14 protein-coding genes and 1 pseudogene are annotated in these 18,231 nt (G+C 65.2%); 8 read left to right on the top strand and 7 right to left on the bottom strand.

The features are described from left to right. Positions 1–3 precede the first annotated feature (3 nt). Positions 4–1,386 (bottom strand): CmpA/NrtA family ABC transporter substrate-binding protein, encoded by a 1,383-nt coding sequence (locus P6U31_RS13755; RefSeq protein ID WP_407188980.1) that lies wholly within the window; start codon positions 1,384–1,386, stop codon positions 4–6. A 159-nt stretch (positions 1,387–1,545) separates the two neighbouring features. Here P6U31_RS13755 and P6U31_RS13750 point away from each other — a divergent pair, with 159 nt between their 5' ends. Next, complete coding sequence (locus tag P6U31_RS13750) at positions 1,546–3,510, top strand: sigma 54-interacting transcriptional regulator (RefSeq protein ID WP_407188979.1); 1,965 nt, start codon at positions 1,546–1,548, stop codon at positions 3,508–3,510. Between the two features lie 101 nt (positions 3,511–3,611). Here P6U31_RS13750 and P6U31_RS13745 read toward each other — a convergent pair whose 3' ends face one another. From P6U31_RS13745 to P6U31_RS13735, 3 genes are read right to left on the bottom strand one after another with little or no spacing between them, the layout of a single operon-like run. Further along, positions 3,612–4,490: a sulfurtransferase gene (locus tag P6U31_RS13745; RefSeq protein WP_407188978.1), complete on the bottom strand. Its 879-nt coding sequence runs from the start codon at positions 4,488–4,490 to the stop codon at positions 3,612–3,614. Between the two features lie 50 nt (positions 4,491–4,540). Next, entirely contained in the window at positions 4,541–5,674 is a 1,134-nt protein-coding gene (locus P6U31_RS13740; protein WP_407188977.1) for an acyl-CoA dehydrogenase family protein, read from the bottom strand. A gap of 36 nt (positions 5,675–5,710) precedes the next feature. Then, on the bottom strand, positions 5,711–6,253 hold the full coding sequence (locus P6U31_RS13735; RefSeq protein ID WP_407188976.1) for an OsmC family protein: 543 nt from the start codon (positions 6,251–6,253) through the stop codon (positions 5,711–5,713). A gap of 282 nt (positions 6,254–6,535) precedes the next feature. On the opposite strand from P6U31_RS13735, the gene P6U31_RS13730 reads away from it, so the two are divergent. After that, the gene (locus P6U31_RS13730) at positions 6,536–7,180 is read left to right on the top strand and encodes a TetR/AcrR family transcriptional regulator (protein WP_407188975.1); all 645 of its coding nucleotides are present in this window, start codon (positions 6,536–6,538) and stop codon (positions 7,178–7,180) included. 90 nt (positions 7,181–7,270) lie between these two features. Here the strand turns inward: P6U31_RS13730 and P6U31_RS13725 are convergent, their stop codons facing one another. Beyond that, positions 7,271–8,812, bottom strand: a complete 1,542-nt coding sequence (locus tag P6U31_RS13725; RefSeq protein ID WP_407188974.1) for an alpha/beta fold hydrolase — start codon at positions 8,810–8,812, stop codon at positions 7,271–7,273. Between the two features lie 200 nt (positions 8,813–9,012). Here P6U31_RS13725 and P6U31_RS13720 point away from each other — a divergent pair, with 200 nt between their 5' ends. From P6U31_RS13720 to P6U31_RS13705, 4 genes are all read left to right on the top strand, one after another. Then, complete coding sequence (locus P6U31_RS13720; RefSeq protein ID WP_407188973.1) at positions 9,013–9,990, top strand: NADPH:quinone oxidoreductase family protein; 978 nt, start codon at positions 9,013–9,015, stop codon at positions 9,988–9,990. A 35-nt stretch (positions 9,991–10,025) separates the two neighbouring features. After that, entirely contained in the window at positions 10,026–10,781 is a 756-nt protein-coding gene (locus tag P6U31_RS13715) for a hypothetical protein (RefSeq protein ID WP_407188972.1), read from the top strand. Between the two features lie 165 nt (positions 10,782–10,946). Beyond that, the gene (locus P6U31_RS13710; RefSeq protein WP_407188971.1) at positions 10,947–12,650 is read left to right on the top strand and encodes an amidohydrolase; all 1,704 of its coding nucleotides are present in this window, start codon (positions 10,947–10,949) and stop codon (positions 12,648–12,650) included. 203 nt (positions 12,651–12,853) lie between these two features. Next, positions 12,854–14,020: a diguanylate cyclase domain-containing protein gene (locus tag P6U31_RS13705; RefSeq protein WP_407188970.1), complete on the top strand. Its 1,167-nt coding sequence runs from the start codon at positions 12,854–12,856 to the stop codon at positions 14,018–14,020. A gap of 27 nt (positions 14,021–14,047) precedes the next feature. Here the strand turns inward: P6U31_RS13705 and P6U31_RS13700 are convergent, their stop codons facing one another. Then, a complete protein-coding gene (locus P6U31_RS13700) occupies positions 14,048–15,241 on the bottom strand; it encodes a TrmJ/YjtD family RNA methyltransferase (RefSeq protein WP_407188969.1) in 1,194 nt (397 codons plus the stop codon). A gap of 325 nt (positions 15,242–15,566) precedes the next feature. Here P6U31_RS13700 and P6U31_RS13695 point away from each other — a divergent pair, with 325 nt between their 5' ends. After that, positions 15,567–16,781 carry an NADP-dependent isocitrate dehydrogenase gene (locus P6U31_RS13695; RefSeq protein ID WP_407188968.1) on the top strand — a complete coding sequence of 405 codons (1,215 nt, stop codon included), beginning with the start codon at positions 15,567–15,569 and terminating at the stop codon, positions 16,779–16,781. Positions 16,782–16,875: 94 nt separating this feature from the next. Further along, positions 16,876–16,992: pseudogene (locus P6U31_RS13690) on the top strand (DUF3303 family protein); the annotation flags it as partial. Positions 16,993–16,995: 3 nt separating this feature from the next. Here the strand turns inward: P6U31_RS13690 and P6U31_RS13685 are convergent. Then, positions 16,996–18,225 (bottom strand): cyclic nucleotide-gated ion channel, encoded by a 1,230-nt coding sequence (locus tag P6U31_RS13685; protein ID WP_407188967.1) that lies wholly within the window; start codon positions 18,223–18,225, stop codon positions 16,996–16,998. Positions 18,226–18,231 lie beyond the last annotated feature (6 nt).

Raw genomic sequence — 18,231 nt, 5'->3', positions numbered from 1 at the left:
GGCTCACGACGCCTTCCTGATCTTGAAGCTGGCCAGATAATCCTCCGGCTTGGCTGGATCGAAATTCTTGCCCATCACCGCGAACGACTTGTAGGCACTCGCCGGCGGCGACAGGCCCATCTCGGTCATCAGCTTCTTGGTGTCGGTGGCGAGATAGACCTGCTCGGCCACCGCCTTGTAGTCGACGTCGCCCTTGATCTGGCCCCAGCGCTTCATCTGCGTCAGCATCCATACCGCAAACGACTGCCAGGGGAACGGATCGAAATCGACGCGCTTGGCATCCGTCTTCACCCCGCCAAGACCGTCGGCATAGGTGCCGGTCAGCACCTGCTCCAGCACGGTGACCGGCGCGTTGATGTAGTTCGCAGGCGCGATCGCTTCGGCGATCTGCTTGCGGTTCTCGGCCTTGGAGGCATAGGCGGTGGCATCGACGATGGCGCGCGTCAGCGCCGCAAAGCTGTTCGGCGCGGTGATGATGAACTCGCGACTGGCGGCAAAGCTGCAGCAGGGATGGCCGTCCCAGATCTCCTTGGACAGCAGATGCATGAAGCCGACGCCGTCATAGATCGCGCGCTGGCAGATATTGTCGGGCGCGAGGAAGCCGTCGATATTGTCGGCGCGCAAATTCGCGACCATCTCCGGCGGCGGCACCGAGCGCAACTGCACGTCGGTGTCGGGATCGAGCCCGTGCTCGGCGAGATAATAGCGCAGCAGATAATTGTGCATGGAATAGTCGAAGGGGATCGCGAATTTCAGGCCCTTCCAGTCCTTCGGATCGCGCTTGTCCTTGTGCTTGGTGGCCAGCACGATGCCCTGCCCGTTGATATTCTCGATCGCAGGCACCGCGAAGGGAATGGCGTTGGCGCCAAGGCCGAGCGAGATCGCGATCGGCATCGGCGCCAGCATGTGCGCGGCGTCGTATTCCTTGTTGATGGTCTTGTCGCGGATCACGGCCCAGCCGGCGGTCTTCACCACTTCGACGTTGAGCCCGTGCTTTGAATAGAAGCCCATCGGCGCCGCCATGATGATGGGCGTCGCGCAGGTGATCGGGATGAAGCCGACCTTGAGATCCTTCTTCTCGGGCGCACCGGCTTGCGCAAACACTTCGGTCGCAGTCTTGAGGGGGAAGAACTGCGCCAGCGCGGCGAGCGCGGTGGAGGCCCCGACCGATTTCAGGAAGGCGCGCCGCGCCATGTCCTGCGGAAACATCGCGCGCATCACGGCGGACGCGACGACACCCTCGTAACGCTTCTCCTCGCTCTCGGCCGGCTCGCAGCGCAAGGCCAAGACCGCCTGCTCGTGCTCCGCCGCGGAACGATGCTGGCCGCAGGCACAGCCGGCGCGAAGGTTGCGATCGGGATCAAACGGATTGTCGAACGTGGACATCGGCCCTCCTGCGCGTCATTGCGAGGAGCATTACGCAAGGAGCATGCCACGATCCTGAGGCCAGCCAGTGCCTTGATGACGCGCCACTTTTGCTCGCGCTTGGCCGCTACGAAAATTCGTGATAAACGAGATTTCGTAGTTCAATTACGAGATTTCGCAATGGCAACGACGCCAATGCCCGTCCACGACGATGTGGCCCATGCCATCGACCCGCGCATCGCGGCGTTCGAAGCCTCGGTCGATGCGACGCTGCTGGTCGACCCCTTCAGCGACCAGATCGTCGATGCCAATCCCGCCGCCTGCGCCCTGCTCGGCTACGACCGCGCCCTGCTGCGACAGACCCGGGCTTCTACGCTCCACGCCGGCGAGCTTCCCGCCCTCGCCGTCTTCACGCAGGCCGTGCTGCACAAGGGCGCCTACTGGACCACTTCGCTCACCCCGCGCCATGCCACGGGGCAGGATCTTGAGCTCGAATATGCCGGCTGCCTGCTGCCCCATGACGGCCGCTCGCTGCTGTTGCTCACCCTGACCGACCTCGAAGCGCGCCGCCGGCGCAATGTCGATGCCGCCGCCGAGGATCATATGCGCGGCGGCATCTCGACCTGGCAGCGCGTCGAGCGCGTGTTCCAGGACATCGAGCGCGAGAACCAGCTGATCCTGCGCGCCGCCGGCGAAGGCATCTACGGCGTCAACGCGGAAGGCAAGACCACGTTTGTCAATCCCGCGGCGGAGCGGATGCTGGGCTGGACCGCCGAAGAGCTGGTCGGCAAGGAGATCCACCCGATCGTGCACCACACCCATCATGACGGCCGGCACTATCACAATCATGATTGCCCGATCTACGCGGCGTTCCGCGACGGCGCCGTGCACCAGGTCGACGGCGAGGTGTTTTGGCGCAAGGACGGCTCGCCCGCCTGGGTCGAATACACCTCGACCCCGATCCGCGATCGCGGTGTCGTGGTCGGCGCCGTCGTGGTGTTTCGCGACGTCAGCCAGCGCCGCGAGGCCGACGAGAAGCTGCACGCCGCGCTTGCCGAGGTCGACCGCCTGCGCGAGCGGCTGGAGCTGGAGAACGCCTATCTCCAGGAGGAGATCCGCATCGAGACCAATCCGCGCGGCATCATCGGTGGAAGCGAAGCGATCCAGAAGACGCTGCGCCAGGTCAAGCTGGTGGCGCCAACCACGGCGGCGGTGATGATCACCGGCGAGTCCGGCACCGGCAAGGAGCTGATCGCCCGCGCCATCCACGAGGCTTCCACCCGCAGCGACCGGCCGCTGATCCGCGTCAACTGCGCCGCGATCCCGCGCGAATTGTTCGAGAGCGAGTTCTTCGGCCATGTCCGCGGTGCCTTCACCGGCGCGACGCGCGACCGCATCGGCCGCTTCGAGCTCGCCGACGGCGGCACGCTGTTCCTGGACGAGGTCGGCGAGATTCCGCTCGAACTGCAGGGCAAGCTGCTGCGCGTGTTGCAGGAGGGACATTTCGAACGCGTCGGCGAGGCCCGCACCCGCGCGGTCGATGTCCGCGTCATCGCCGCGACCAATCGCGACCTCAAGCAGGAGGTGCAGCGCGGACGTTTTCGTGAAGACCTCTATTTCCGCCTCAACGTCTTCCCGATCGAGACGGTGCCCTTGCGCGAACGACGCGAGGACATACCGCTGCTCGCCCAGCACTTCCTGACGCGCGAGAGCAAGGCGCTGAAATCGAACCTGCGCCTGTCGGAAGGCGATGCGCGGCGGCTGACCGGCTACGACTGGCCCGGCAATGTCCGCGAATTGCAGAACGTGATCGAGCGCGCCGCGATCCTGTCGCAGAACGGTCGCCTGCGCATCGATCTGCCGGGGACGTCAGGCACCCAAGCGCCGGCCGGCACAGCCCGCCACAGGGCGGACGCGCGCCCTCTCATCATGACGTCGTCGGAAATGCGGGACCACGAGCGCGCCAACATTGTCGCCGCGCTCGAGGCCTGCGCCGGAAAAGTCTTTGGCCCCGGCGGCGCGGCGGAAATGCTCGACATCAAGCCGACCACGCTGGCCTCACGGATCAAGGCGCTGGGGATCGCGCCTCGTCCGCAATCGGCCCATCCTTCGAGACGCCCGCTTTCAGCGGGCTCCTCAGGATGAGGACGGAGTGCGCGGCAACAGCATCAACAGACACCGGTGCCGCTTAGCCTCATCCTGAGGAGACCGCTGAAAGCGGTCGTCTCGAAGGACGAGGCGCGCGCTCAAGCCGCCTTGGTCGTCATCTCAGCGGCGATCGGAAGCCCCTGCTCGATCGGCAGCGAGGGATCGCGCGACCATTCGTTCCAGGAGCCGAAATACATCCGGACGTCCTTCACGCCGGCATTCTTCAGCGCCAGGAAGGTGTTGGAGGCGCGGGCGCCCTTGAAGCAGTAGAGATAGACCGGGGTGGTCTGCGAGATGCCGACGGTCGCGCATTCCGCCAAGATCTCGTCCTTGGACTTGAAGCGCGGGCCTTCGGCGGTCGGCTTCATCATGCGATACCATTCCAGCCAGACGGCGCCGGGGATGCGGCCCTTGCGCGGGCAGAAATCCTTGCCGTAGGGCGAAGAGCTCTCGCCGATCCACTCGTCGACATCGCGCACGTCAAGGATTGCGATGCCGGGCTTGCCGACCGCGGACAGCATGGTCTTGGCGTCGATCAGGATCTCGCCCGCCTCGGGCACGATCGAGAACGAGGCCTTGGCCGGCGCCGGCACGTCCTTCGTCACCGGGAAGCCCGCAGCCGACCAGGCGTCGAAGCCGCCATGCAGCACCTTCACCTTGGGATAGCCGAGCATGGTCAGCAAATAGTAGCCGCGGCAGGACTGGCCGAAGCCCGAATTCATCGACTGCTCGTAGATCACGGCCGTTTCCTTGCCGGAAAGGCCGGCGCCGCCGAAGGCGTCGGCGAACTTGGTCTTGAGCTCGGCCATGCCCTCCGGCGTCGAGGTCGCCAGGAACGTGAAGATCTCGTGCACGTTCACGGCATCAGGCAAATGGCCGGCGGCATAGGCATCGGGGTTGCGGGTGTCGATGACGACACACGGCTCGGTCTTCAAGAGATCGGCGAGTTCGACGGCAGTGATTAGAACGTCAGTCATGGCAGCCTCTCCGTTGAGGTTGGGGGGTCTTCGGGTGGACTCGCAAAAACTCAGCTGTCGGCGAGCATCTTGCGCAGCTGCTTGGTGGCAGGCGTGACGATCGCGACGAAATAGGCCTCGCGCAGGCGCCGCTGCGCGCGGTGGCTCTTGAGATAGCCGCGGGCGCCACAATGCAGCATCGCCGCATGCGCCGCCGCGACGCTGGCCTCGCCCGCGCGAAGCCGGAGCGCGATCACCTTGCGCCAGTAGGTCTCCTCCTCGTTGTAGGGATCGCGCGCCAGCGCCATGGTCTCGGCCTCGAGCTCGGCGGCGAGATCGCCGAAATGCACCGGCTGCTGCGGCAGATAGCGGTTGATGTGCCCGAGCGGAGCATCGACCTCGCCCATGATGTCGATGCAATCCTTGATCACCCCGAGCGCCATGCCGGCCTGGAGCAGGATGAAGCCCGCGCGGATCTTCTTGACGAAGGGACCGGCGGGATCGGCGAGGATCAGCTCGTCCGGCACGAAGAGGTCGCGGAACTGGACGCCATAGGTGCCGATGCCGTCCATCGCAAGGAACGGCTTGCACGGCGTCAGCGTGATCGCGGGATCGGAGCAGTCGGCCAGGAACATGACCGTGCCGCGCTCGCCGCCTGCGATGCCCTGGTCGTCCTCGCGCTCGAAGATCGTGCCGAAGAAATGGTCGGGACCGAGATTGGAGACCCAGGGCAGCGCGCCGCGAACGATGTAGCCGCCGTCGACCTTCTTTCCCTTCAGCTTGAGCTTCTCGATGCCGAAAAAGCTCTTCATCGGGTTGGACAGGCCGGTGCCGCCGAGCACGCGCCCGGTCGAGAACGCATCGCCGAAACGCTTCGCCAGCTTCAAATTGGTGGAATTCGCCGCGTACCAGACCAGCGTGTTCTGGCACCAGGCCATGAAGGCGGTCGCGCCGCAGACCTCGCCGATCGCCGCCATCGACTGAATGGCGCAGCGCAGGTCGGCCGGGCCGTCCTGGGGCACGTGACTGCCCCAGGCGCCCACCGCGCCGAACTTGCGCAACAGCTCGGCCGGATAGACCGAGCCGTCGTCGATGCCGGAAGCCAGCGGCGCGAGCTGCTCGCGTGCGATCCGCGCCACCTCTCCTGCAATGGACGGTGCAGGCTGATCCAAAACTTCGGCCCGCGATAAAGCCAGTGAACCCATGATCGTCTCCCGCACCCCTGTCCTAATTGTCGCCTGCTAGATGCCGACCTCGAGATTGACCGGACGGGTGAAGGTGTTGGCGACCGGCGACCATTTCTTCACATGGGTCACCAGCGCGTTGATCTCGTCCGGCGAGATGCCCTCGCATTCCATGTCGACCTTGACGCGGACATCGGTGAAGCCGACCGGCTTGTCGGAGGTGTCGCCGGTGCCCCAGACCGCAGTGATGTTGAGATCGCCTTCGAGCTCGAGCTCGAGCTTGTTGACGATCCAGCCGCGATGCACCGCGTTGGCGTGCAGGCCGACCGCAAGGCACGAGCCGAGCGCGGCGAGCGAGGCTTCGGACGGATTGGGCGCAGTGTCGTCACCCAGCAGGCCCGGCGGCTCGTCGACGATGTAGGGCGGCAGATTGCGGATGTAGTTGGCGTGGCGGAATTTCCCCTCCGCGACCGTCTTGCACTTCAAGGTCTTGACGACCTTCGGATTGGCTTTGCCGCTCGCGATCAGTTGCTCGAGGCCATTCTTGTCGATGGGCGCGAGGCACCCCGTCAGCACTGTCTTTTGAACGACGGCAGTCATCTTTTTCTCCCTGGCAGCCGCGGAACGCGGCAGGATACCGAACGGTCTGTTTCCCTGCATGGAGCGTGCCAGAGCGGGGCGAACACGAAATGCGAGGCATTGGAGCCGCTTAGCGATGGCCGCCTGCGGATTGACCAGCCGCGCGCTGCTCAAAGGCGATGCAGACGGGTTCGACGATGCGAATCTTTTCGGCGTGAACCAGATGCGGCTTGATGCACCCGCGCGGCTGCGAGTAAGTTGCAACGCATGAGCAAGTCCCTGGGCAGGTCATCGGGTCAGTCATTGGCGAAGTCATCAGCTAAGAAGCCGGCAAGCGCGCCGCATTCAGGCGCCGGCGACGACGAATCCGCGCGTGGGCGCCTGCTCAGCGCCGCCTCGCATCTGTTCTGCAAGAACGGCATCAACGCCACCGGCATCGACGCGATCATCGAGGAGGCCGGCACCGCGAAGACCACGCTCTACAAATTGTTCGGCTCCAAGACCAACCTCGTCAATGCAGTGCTGGAGAGCGAAGGCAAGCAGTGGCGAGAATGGTTCATCGGCGCCATGGAAGACGGCGGCGGCGATGCCCAGGCAAAACTCACGCGTATCTTCCCGGCCCTGAAGAGCTGGTTCGCCGAGGAACGCTTCTACGGCTGCCCCTTCATCAACGCCGTCGGCGAGCACGACAAGGATGCCAAGCAGTTCCGCAATATCGCGCTGAAGCACAAGAAGATCGTGCTCGGCCACATCGAGAAGCTCGCCGGCGAGCTCGGCGCGAGCGAGCCCGCGGTGCTGGCGCATCAGCTCGGCCTCATCATCGACGGCGCCATCGTCGCCGCGATGATCTCGCGCGATCCGGGCGTCGCCGATACCGCGGCACTCACCGCCGGTCCCCTGCTCGGCCAATCCAAGGCGAAGAAGAAGCGTGAGCTAGAGGCGGTGTGAACCTCTTTCGTAAGGAGGATCGGCGAATCCTGATCCATCGCTTTCATCGCCGCCGGAGCGAAGGCGCGTTACGCCCTCGGCCAATCCACCCTACAGAATGCGTTTCATGAAGCGCTCGATCGCCGCCAGCACCGGCTGCTGATCCCCCGCGAAGAACCAGTGGTCGCTGCCATCGAGCTCGACGAGCTCCGCGCCCTTGATCCGGCGCGCGATGTCGCGGCCGGCGGCGATCCGGACCGCCTGATCGCCGCGCCGGTGCAGCACCAGCGTCGGCACGGTGATCTCAGGCAGAAGATGCCGCACGTCGGCGTCGCGAAACGCCTCCAGCACCGCCGAGATGCCGCCGGGACTGGAGGCCGCACGCAACAGCCCTGCCCACCAGGCGCGCGCCTTTGGATCGCCGGCAAGGCTCGGCGCGAAGGTCTCGATCCCGACCGGCCCGCCCCACTGCGCGATCAGATGCTTGCTCCAGGCATCATACTGGCTGACGCGCAGCGCATGCGGATAGTCCTCTGACCAGCTGCCCTTTGCCAGGGCACCGAACAGAATCAGCCCGGCCACCCGGCGCGGTTCATCGGCCGCGAATTTGATGCAGGCCGGCCCGCACTCGGATGCGCCGAACAGCACGACGCGGCGCGACTCCACCGCGCGCAGCACGGTGCCGATATCTTCCGCAGTGACATCGATGCCGGGCGCCGATCCGATCCGGTCGGACAGGCCGATGCCGCGGCGATCGAACACGACGAGACGCCCGAGCTTCATCAGAGATGCCAGAAACGTCCGGCTCGCCGGATGCTCCCAGGCGCGCTCCACATGCGATACGAAGCCGGGCATCACCAGAATATCGAGCGGACCGGTGCCATAGGTCTGATAGGCCAGATGCACGCCGGCGCCCTTGACGTAGCGCGTCGTGGGAACGGCGTGCGGCGCCGCTGCGGGATCCATCAGCGCCTCGGTCTCGGCTTCCGGCGCAACCCCGAGCTCGTGCCGCAGCCGCTGCGTCAGGCCTGCGTGTTGCCGCTCTGCCGCGCTGCGATCTCCGGCAAGCAGCAGGCTGCGGATCAGGTGCCGGCCATAGACTTCGCTGAGCGGATCGAGCTCGACCAGCCGCCCGGCATGCGCCGTCGCGGCAAAATGCTCGCCGGCGGCATTCTTGTCCTGCACGAGACGCTCCAGCGCGTGCATCAGCCGGCCCCTCAGCGCCTCGCGGCGGAAGAACGCCCATTCGTCGAACTCAGGACAATCATCGAGCGCGAAGCCTGCGAGAAAGTCACCCCGGTAGATCCGGCAGGCCTCTTCGAAGCTACCGCGGTCACAGGCGCTCTCGAACAGATGTGTGTCGAGCCTTACCGTGGTCGCCGGGGACCGTCGCACGCTGGTCCGGTCGGTCTCGAAAACGGGCTGGCCAAGCGCCAGCTCGATGCGATGAAGCAGCCGCCGTAATCTCGCAAGACTGGTCTCGCGAGCGGCCTCCGGCCACAGCAGCGCGGCAAGGACGTCGCGCGCGACGGCGCCCTTGGCCTCCACCAGATAAATCAGTAGCGCAAGCGCCTTGCGCAGGTTCAGCCTGACCGGGCGGTCATCAGCGTGGACCTCGGGAAATCCGAGCGCATGAAGCCAGAAGACCGTCATGAAAATCCTCCCTTCCCCGTCGCCCCTTCGGGGGACGCATGGGGGACGGTCCCGCGATAAGTGTCGGGCCGCACCGAGCCCGCGCGAAGGGCTCACATCCTGCATGCCGCGTCATTTGCGCCGGCACCTTAAGGGAAGATCGTCATGTTCGCACGCCCGCTGCCACGCATGTCCGCCTGTCGCAAGACGAGAACGCCACGATGAAAGCAATTCTGTGCCATTCCTTCACTGGCCCCGGCGATTTGCGACTCGGTGAGATCGATGTGCCCAAGCCAGTCGGCGACGAGATCCTCATCGACGTCCACGCGGCGTCCGTGAGCTTCATGGACCAGCTGCTGGTCTCGGGCCTATACCAGATGCGGCCGCCGACGCCCTTCGTCCCGGGCACGGAAGCATCAGGAACCGTCGTCGCCATCGGCGAAAAGGTGACAGGATTTGCGCCCGGCGATCGCGTCGCCTGCAGCAGCTGGACCGGCGGCTACGCCGAACGGATGATTGCGAAGCAATCCAAATGCGTGCGCCTGCCGGATGGCGTTGCGTTCGAGGCGGCGGCCACGGTGCTGCATAACTACGGCACGGCCTATTATGCGCTGGTCGAGCGTGCACGCGCCGCACGCGACGAAACGCTGTTCGTCACCGGCGCGGCCGGCGGGGTAGGACTTGCCGCCGTTGACCTCGGCCGCCAACTGGGCCTGCGCGTCGTCGCCGGCGTCGGCTCCAACGACAAGGCCGCGCTGGTTGGCGACTACGGCGCCGGCGACGTCATCAACTATCGCGGCCAGGATTTGCGCGACCGGATCAAGTCGATCACGTCAGGCGAGGGCATCGATGTCGGCTTCGACAATGTCGGCGGCACGATCTTCGAGCAGATGGCCCGTCTGATGAAATGGGGCGGCCGGCTGATGCCGATCGGCTTCACCGGCGGCGAGATTCCGTCTCTGCCGATGAACCTGCCGCTGCTGAAGAATTATTCCATCATCGGTGTCTTCGCCGGCGCCTGGGCGGAGAAATTCCCGCACGAGGCAGCGCGCATGAACGATACGCTGATGCAGTGGCTGGCCGACGGACGAATCCGTCCGCATATCGACCGTATCCTCCCTTTGGAGGAGGCCGCGGAAGCCATGCGCGCCGTGGCCAGCCGCACGGTTCTGGGGCGAATTGTGCTCAAGATCCGATAGTGTGGCGAAGGACTGACAAGACAGGAACACGATCGTTGACAGAGATCATCATCGACAAGCGCTATTGCGGCCCTCCGAACTCCGGCAACGGCGGCTATGTCTGTGGCCGGCTCGCCCGTCACATTGCCGGGCCTGCCGAGGTGACGCTGCGCGCGCCGCCTCCCCTGGACACGCCGCTCGCTGCGGGCACGACGGGCGATGGCACATGGGAGCTTCGCGACGGCGGCAAGGTTATCGCCACCGGCCGCGCGGCGAGCGTCGAGCTGGCACAGGTCGAGACCGCCAACCTTGCGGAGGCGCGCGCGGCCGAATTGCTGGCGCTGTTCAGGCCGAACGAGCATCCGCTGCCAAACTGCTTCGTCTGCGGTCCCGCAAGGGCGAACGGCGACGGCCTGCGCATCTTCGCTGGCCCGCTGCGCCGCCGGGCACCGACGCCCGTTCTCGCCGCGAGCTGGATCCCCGATCCGAATCTTTCCGCCGCGGATGGCCTCGTCGCGTCCGAATTTCTCTGGTCTGCGCTCGATTGCCCCACCGGCTTTGCCTGCAATTACGATCAAGAGAGCGGCAGCTTCGAGAAGACCCCACTCCTGCTCGGACGGATGTCGGCCCGCATCGAAACCCGCCCCCGGCCCGGCGCGCCGTACATCATCACGGCCTGGCCCACCGGCCGCGACGGCCGCAAGCGCATGGCCGACGCCGCGCTTCATGATGAAGCCGGCAGGTTGCTGGCGGTGGCAAGGACGACGTGGATTGCGGTGGATCGCGCGGTGCAGCTCGGCAGTCCTCCGTAGAGGCGACAGGGACGCCTGGCTTCGGACCTGCCAGCTTTCGGCCAACCACAGGGCATTCCGCTTTGCCTGCATGTTGAGCCTGCCAGGCCGCGAGAAGCGTTGAACCCATGACTGATCAACGATACGTTTTCAAATGTTCGTCTACAGAAAAGTCAGGGGGACGTGATGCTCCGCAAGTCGACGGCATTTGCAATCGTTGCCACGGGCATGTTCTTCGCAAGCGTCGCAAATGCCGAGGCGCAGCAGCCGGAGCTTAACGCGCCTGACCTGGTCCTGATCAATGGCAAGGTTCTGACCTTGGACGACCGATCGACCGTCACGGAGGCGGTCGCCGTCGCAGATGGAAAGATCCTCGCGACCGGACCCAGTGCTGCGATGAAGGCGCTTGCGGGCGCCCGGACCCGCGTGCTCGATCTGTCGGGCAAGACCGTCATCCCCGGAGTGATCGACACGCATGCTCACTTCAAGGCCGCGGGCCTGGGCGACTATGTCGTGACCATGGCGCGAGCCAAGACCGTTGCGGAAGCGCTCGAGGCCATCAAATCATTTGCTGCGAAGAAGAAGCCGGGAGAGTGGATCGTAGGTGGCGCGTGGCATCCGCCGTCACAACTGGCCGAGAAGCGCTATCTCACGCGGCAGGAGATCGACAGCGTTGCTCCGAACAACCCGGTCTATCTTCGCACCGTCGGGCATTTCTCGATGGCGAACACCATGGCTCTGCAAGCGGTCGGTGTCGACAAGACCACCGCGGATCCGAGTGGTGGAAAGTTTGAGCGCGACGCAGCCGGTGAATTGACCGGCGTGCTGGTGGAGGCGGCGATCGACCGGGTCGAGAAGGCCGTACCACCCTGGACAGAAGACGACGAAATGCGGCAATTCACCATTGCCGAAGGCGTGCTGAACAGCTTCGGGATCACCAGCGTGGTCGAAGGGGCAACAGAGCCACGCGACGTCCGCACGCTGCAGAAGCTTGCCGCAGCCGGGAAAGCCACTGTGCGCACCGGCGTGATGTTTCGACCGGAGCCTCCGGCCGATCTGACCGCATGGGAAGCGATCATCTCAGGCAATGGGGCTTCATCGGGGTTCGGTGACGATTGGCTCAAATTCGCCGGCATCAAGATCTTCTACGACGGCGGCATGACGCTGAAGACAGCGCTCATGCGTGACGTGTATCCCGATTCACACGACGACTACCACGGCATCACGCAGCAGACTCCTGAGCGTCTGAAGCAACTCATCTCCATCTGTAACCGTTATGACTGGCGCGTCGGTGTCCACGTGGTGGGCGACCTGGGTATTGACCAGGTGCTCGATGCCTTCGAGGCTGCGGACAAGGAAAAATCGATCCGCGATCGTCGCTTCGTTCTCATCCACGCCAGCCTGATCCGGCCAGAACAGATGGAGCGCGCGCAAAGGCTGGGAGTCCGCATCGATTTCCAGAACGTTTTCATGTGGGACAAGGCGGCGACCGTCGAACGCTTTCTCGGGAAAGCGACCGCTGACCGCGCCGTGCCGACCAGGACGTTGATCGAGAAAATGGGGCTCGACAGCCTCGGCGCCGGCACGGATTTTCCGGTCAACCCGATCAACCCCTTCCTCAACATGTACATCATGGTGACGAGGAAAGACCCCAACGGAAACGTCTTCGGCGCGGCGGAAACCATCACGCGCGAGCAGGCCCTGCGGCTCTACACCAGTGCAGCCTCGCGCTACACCTTCGATGAAGCGCGCAAAGGCACCATCGAGCCCGGAAAGCTGGCAGAAATCGCGGTGCTCTCTGCCGACTACACGGCCGTTCCGGAGGAGCAGATCAAGGACATCAAGGTAAACCTGACCATGGTCGGCGGCAAGGTTGTCTTCCAGCGCTGAGCCGGCGTTGATTGGCAAGGTCGGCGAGCGCGATCCTGGCGCATTATTTTGCAGGGCCAGGGAAGTTCACCTTGCATCAAGCACAACCGGTGATCGTTGCCCGTCTTAAGAGCCCGTTAGGTGCATTCGGCCTTTAACCGGTCGAAAGGAATGCTCCGCACATGCAATCGGGCACGGAAGTCTACAGCGAGCCGACCTGGCGCGTGACGCGCTGGCTGGCGGCTGCAGGTCCAGCGGCCCCCGAGGACATCCGCGCCGCGCTGATTGCACAGTTGCATGGGTCCCTGCCGGTGTTTGCCGCCGGCGCAGTCAACACCATTGCCGTGGCGGCGGTGATCGCGATGCGACACCCGACGGCGCTGTTCGTCACCTGGTTGATCGTCGAGATCGCAATCTGCGCGGCCCCCCTGGCCGTGCTGGTCACCGCGCATCGTGCGGCCCGCGCTCACCGCAAGACCCCGACCGACCTTCACCTCCTGCTCGCCGTCGCCTGGAGCGCCAGTGTCGGCTTCGGCGCGATCGCGAGCATCATGTCCGGAGATTGGATCGTCGCCATGCTGGCCTGCCTGTCCGCGGCGGCAATGGTCGGCGGCATCTGTTTCCGCAACTTCGGCGCGCCGCGACTGGCCGGCACCATGATCGTCTTCAGCCTGGGCCCTATCATTCCCGGCGTAGCGTTCGCGCGTGAGCCGATGCTCTACGTCGTGTTTCTGCAGGTGCCGATGTACCTGGCTGCGATGACGGCCGCCGCCTTCCGCCTCAACCGGATGCTGGTCACCACCATGCGGGCCGAGCGCGAGAACAGCCATCGCGCCCATCACGACGCGCTCACGGGCCTACTCAATCGCGCCGGCTTTGTCGAGGCGCTCGGCGCGAGGCTTGCCGCACGCATCGAACGGCCGTTCGCGGTGATTTTCTTCGATCTCGACAATTTCAAGCCGATCAACGACACGTTCGGACACGCGGCGGGCGACGAAGTGCTCAAAGCGGTAGCCGCGCGCGTGCGTCAGACTCTGCCGAATGGCACGGCGGTTGCGCGGATGGGCGGCGACGAGTTCGTCGCGCTCCTCGACGGGGTCACTCCTGAGCTGGCTCAACAGACGGGATACCGCCTCATCGCTGAGGTTGCCGCTTCCTATGAGCTACGCGGCGAGGTGCATGCGAACGTCGGTGCCAGCGTCGGCATTGCAATGTCGCCGGATCACGGCACCGATGTTGACGAATTGCTCGCGATCGCCGATGCCGCGCTCTACGAGGCCAAGTCGGGCGGCAAGTCGCGCTGCTGCTTGGCCTCGGTCGAGACCAACCTCGCGGCGCTGCGCCGCCTCAAATTGGGCACGCCGAAGAGCCCGGCAACGAGCGTGGCCTGATGCGTCACCACGGCAGGGCTGGCGAAGCTACTGCTCCATCATCCCCTGCAGCCTTGCCAGCTCCGCCTCGAGATCCCGCTCGACATCCGCGGCTCGAATGTCGAGCACGCGATAATCCCGTGCCTCGAGCCAACTCCGCCGCCCGGCGCGGTCCGCCGCGATCGTCTCGCCCTCGCCCGGATTGACCAGCTCGATCGCGATCCGGTGCGGGAACGAGACGAAGTCGGGGATGTGGCGGCCGACCGGGGTCTGGCGCTTGAACTGGCCGGCGAAGCGGCGGTCGCGGGTCAGGGCCTGCCAGAGCAGGCGCTCGGCGTCGGTCGGGTTGCGGCGGAGCAGCCGGGCCAGGCCGCGCACGGTCGAGCCGCTGTCGGAGACACCGCCGCCCTGCCCGTGCTCGGCGAGCAGCGCGCGCAGGCGCGTAGCCTGCTCGCCGTCGAGCACGCCGCCCTTGGCCGGGCCTTTGCGCCCCTCCGCGATCGCCATGACGACTCCATGGAGGGTGTGCATGTCCTGCTTGGTCGGCTCCATCCGGCTGAAGATGTTGCGCAGGTTGACCAGCATGGTGTCGCGCTTCTCGGCTGGACGCAGGAACTCGACCTTGTCGAGCTCGCGCACGAGATTGTCGAAGAAGGCCTGCATCTGGTGCTGCGAGGCGCGCTCCGACCGCTCGGGCATGGCGTGCGGCAGCGCGCCCGACGTCACTCGCTTGAACCATTCATAGCCGACCAGCAGCACGGCCTGGGCGAGGTTGAGCGAGGCAAAGCCCGGATTGACCGGGAAGGTGATGATGCGGTTCGAGAGGCCAACCTCCTCGTTGGTCAGCCCCCAGCGCTCGCGGCCGAACAGGATACCGCACCTGCCGCCGGTCGCGACGTGTCCGGCGATCTCGGCAGCTGCCGCCTCCGGCCCGACCACGGGCTTGGCCTGGTCGTGGGGGCGCGCGGTGGTGGCGAACAGCAGGTCGAGATCGGCGACCGCCTGCTCCACCGTGTCGAACAATTCGACCTTTTCTAGAATATGGTCAGCGCCGGCCGCCGCCCGCTGGGCGGCGATGTTGGGCCAGCCGTCCCGGGGGTTGACGATGCGCAAGCGGCTGAGGGCAAAATTGCCCATGGCGCGCGCGGCCATGCCGATGTTTTCGCCGAGCTGCGGCTCGACCAGGATCACGATGGGACCGTCGAGGGAAAGGCTCGCTTTGCTCTTGTCAGTCCCCGACATCTGGCTTCGCTTTCACTCTTCGTCTCAAGGCCTTGGCAAGGCCGCCTCAGGAATTGATTCAAGCGGCCCCGCGACCGGGCCCGCCATCGCGGTCTGTCGTTTGCCTGTCCTGACGAAATTCTCAAGGGAAATAACGGGTTGGATTCGACTTTTGAATCTATTCCGCACCCTCGGAAGCGGCCGGCTCCCGCCCCCCGCCTGGGGAAGCTGGATCGGCTAAAAGTGCATAATCCCTTGGCTTTCGCCCGTCGCGCGGCGGTGCTAAGAGGCGGCGGATATTCCCGTGGCGCGCCAAAAGCGCCGTTCCCAAGAGGCTTCCCCGACCATGGCAAAAATCAAGGTATCCAATCCCGTCGTCGAACTCGATGGCGACGAGATGACCAGGATCATCTGGCAGTACATCAAGGACAAGCTGATCAACCCGTTCCTGGATGTCGAGCTGCTCTATTTCGACCTGGGCATGGAGCACCGCGACCACACCAACGATCAGGTCACGATCGACGCGGCCGAGGCCATCAAGAAGGTCGGCGTGGGGGTCAAGTGCGCCACCATCACCCCCGACGAAGCCCGGGTGAAGGAGTTTGGCCTCAAGCAGATGTGGAAGTCGCCGAACGGCACCATCCGCAACATCCTGGGCGGCGTGATCTTCCGCGAGCCGATCATCTGCAAGAATGTGCCGCGCCTGGTTCCCGGCTGGACCAAGCCGATTATCATCGGCCGCCACGCCTATGGCGACCAGTACCGCGCCACCGACATCAAGTTCCCGGGCAAGGGCACCCTCTCGCTGAAGTTCGTCGGCGAGGACGGCACCGTGATCGAAAAGGAAGTGTTCAAGGCGCCGGGCGCCGGCGTCGCCATGGAGATGTACAATCTCGACGACTCCATCATCGACTTCGCCCGCGCCTCCTTCAACTACGGCCTGCTGCGCGGCTACCCGGTCTACCTGTCGACCAAGAACACGATCCTGAAGGTCTATGACGGCCGCTTCAAGGACATCTTCCAGGACATTTTCGATCGCGAGTTCAAGAAGGAGTTCGACGCCAAGGGCCTGACCTACGAGCACCGCCTCATCGACGACATGGTGGCCTCGGCGCTGAAATGGTCCGGCGGGTATGTCTGGGCCTGCAAGAACTACGACGGCGACGTGCAGTCCGACACGGTCGCGCAGGGTTACGGCTCGCTCGGCCTGATGACTTCGGTGCTGCTCACCCCCGACGGCAAGACCGTCGAGGCCGAAGCCGCCCACGGCACGGTGACCCGCCACTACCGCGAGCACCAGAAGGGCAAGGAGACCTCGACCAACTCGATCGCGTCGATCTTCGCCTGGACCCGTGGCCTCTCACACCGCGCCAAGCTCGACAACAATGCCGAGCTGGCGAAGTTCGCCAACACGCTGGAGAAGGTCTGCGTCGACACCGTCGAGGCCGGCTACATGACCAAGGACCTCGCGCTGCTGGTCGGCGCCGACCAGCGCTGGCTCTCGACCACCGGCTTCCTCGACAAGGTTGCCGAAAACCTGACCAAGGCGCTGGCGGCGTAAGCGGCCATCCGCAATTTCGCCCGACTGGGCCAGCCATCATCACGGGCCGCGCGACCAGCGCGGCCCGTTTCTTTTTTGAGAGCTTTCGCGGAGCCTGCTGCAGGAATGGGTGCTGAACTGCCAGGGCAACGGCATGACCTTCGAGATCGTGCCCGTCGTGCCCAGCAAGGAGACGCGCGAGGTCGTGGCACCCTTCCTCGATCCCGAGTGACCGCTACGCAGCCGGGCCCTCGTCCCGCTCCGCCTGCGCCAGCTCTGCCAGCGCGAGATCGCCGCTGTCGGCGAGCCGCGCCTTTGCTGTCGTATGGACGTGGTCGGCCAGCGTCGGCATCCGCGCGATCAGGGCGTGAAAATCCTGGGCGTCGAGCACCAAGAGGCGCGTCTTGCGCGTCGCCGTCACCGTGCCGCTGCGCTTGGTCTTGTGCAATAGCGCGATCTCGCCGAAGAAGGTGCCGTCGCTGAGCCGCACATGCTGGCTCGGCAGCGCGATCTCGACCTCGCCGGCGGTGATGAAATACATCGACGACGCCGTATCGCCCCGCCGCACCAGAATCTCGCCCTGCTCGATGGTGCGCGCGCGCAGGAGCCGCATGATGTCGGCGATCTCCGCCGCCGACAGATGCGAGAACAGCGGCACCCGCGCCAGCATGCCCCAGGTGACGACGAAATCCCGCCGCTTCACCTCTTCGGCGAAGGCGCTGGAGATGATCGCGACCGGCAGCGCGATCATGGCAAAGCCCGAGATGATGGCGAAGGTCGAGATCAGCTTGCCGAGCGGCGTCACCGGCACGACGTCGCCATAGCCGACGGTGCCGAGCGTCACGATCGCCCACCACATCGCCTGCGGGATGGTGCCGAGCTTGTCCGGCTGCACGTCGCGCTCGATGGCGTAGAGCAGCGAGGCGAAGGTCAAGACCGCGCCGATCAGGATGACGACGCAGCCGATCAGCGCGCGACGCTCGGCATGCACGGCGGCGAGCAGCGAGCGCATCGCCGGCGAGTAGCGGATCAGCTTGAAGAACGGCAGCACGCCGAGTGCTGCCAGCAGCGCGTGCCGGCCGGTGGCGAGCACGATGGCGGCCGGCAGGAATGCCATGAGATCGATGATGCCGAGCGCGGAGAAGGCGTAGGAGAGCCGGTCGGACAGCGCGGACGCGTTGTGCTGGGTGTGGCCCGCCACGGTCCACAGCCGCCCCAGATATTCCAGCGCGAACACGATCACGGACAGGATGGTGACGGCTTCGAACAGCGTGCCGAACTGCGCATCCAGCTCCGGCACCGAGGCGAGGATCATCGCGACCACGTTCAGCACGATGACGCCGATGATGACCTGGATGAAGCGCGACCCGGCCGAATAGGCCAGCGGGTCGTGCTCCAGCAATTCGTAGAGGCGATCCCGAAGATCGGGATCGCGCAGCCCACGCCCTCGCGGAACGGGGCGCATGGCGGT

Source organism: Bradyrhizobium centrosematis (genome assembly GCF_045571495.1).
Lineage (GTDB): Bacteria > Pseudomonadota > Alphaproteobacteria > Rhizobiales > Xanthobacteraceae > Bradyrhizobium > Bradyrhizobium centrosematis.
The sequence above is the reverse complement of the archived record's forward strand: the minus strand, read 5'-3'. Positions and strand labels throughout refer to the sequence as shown.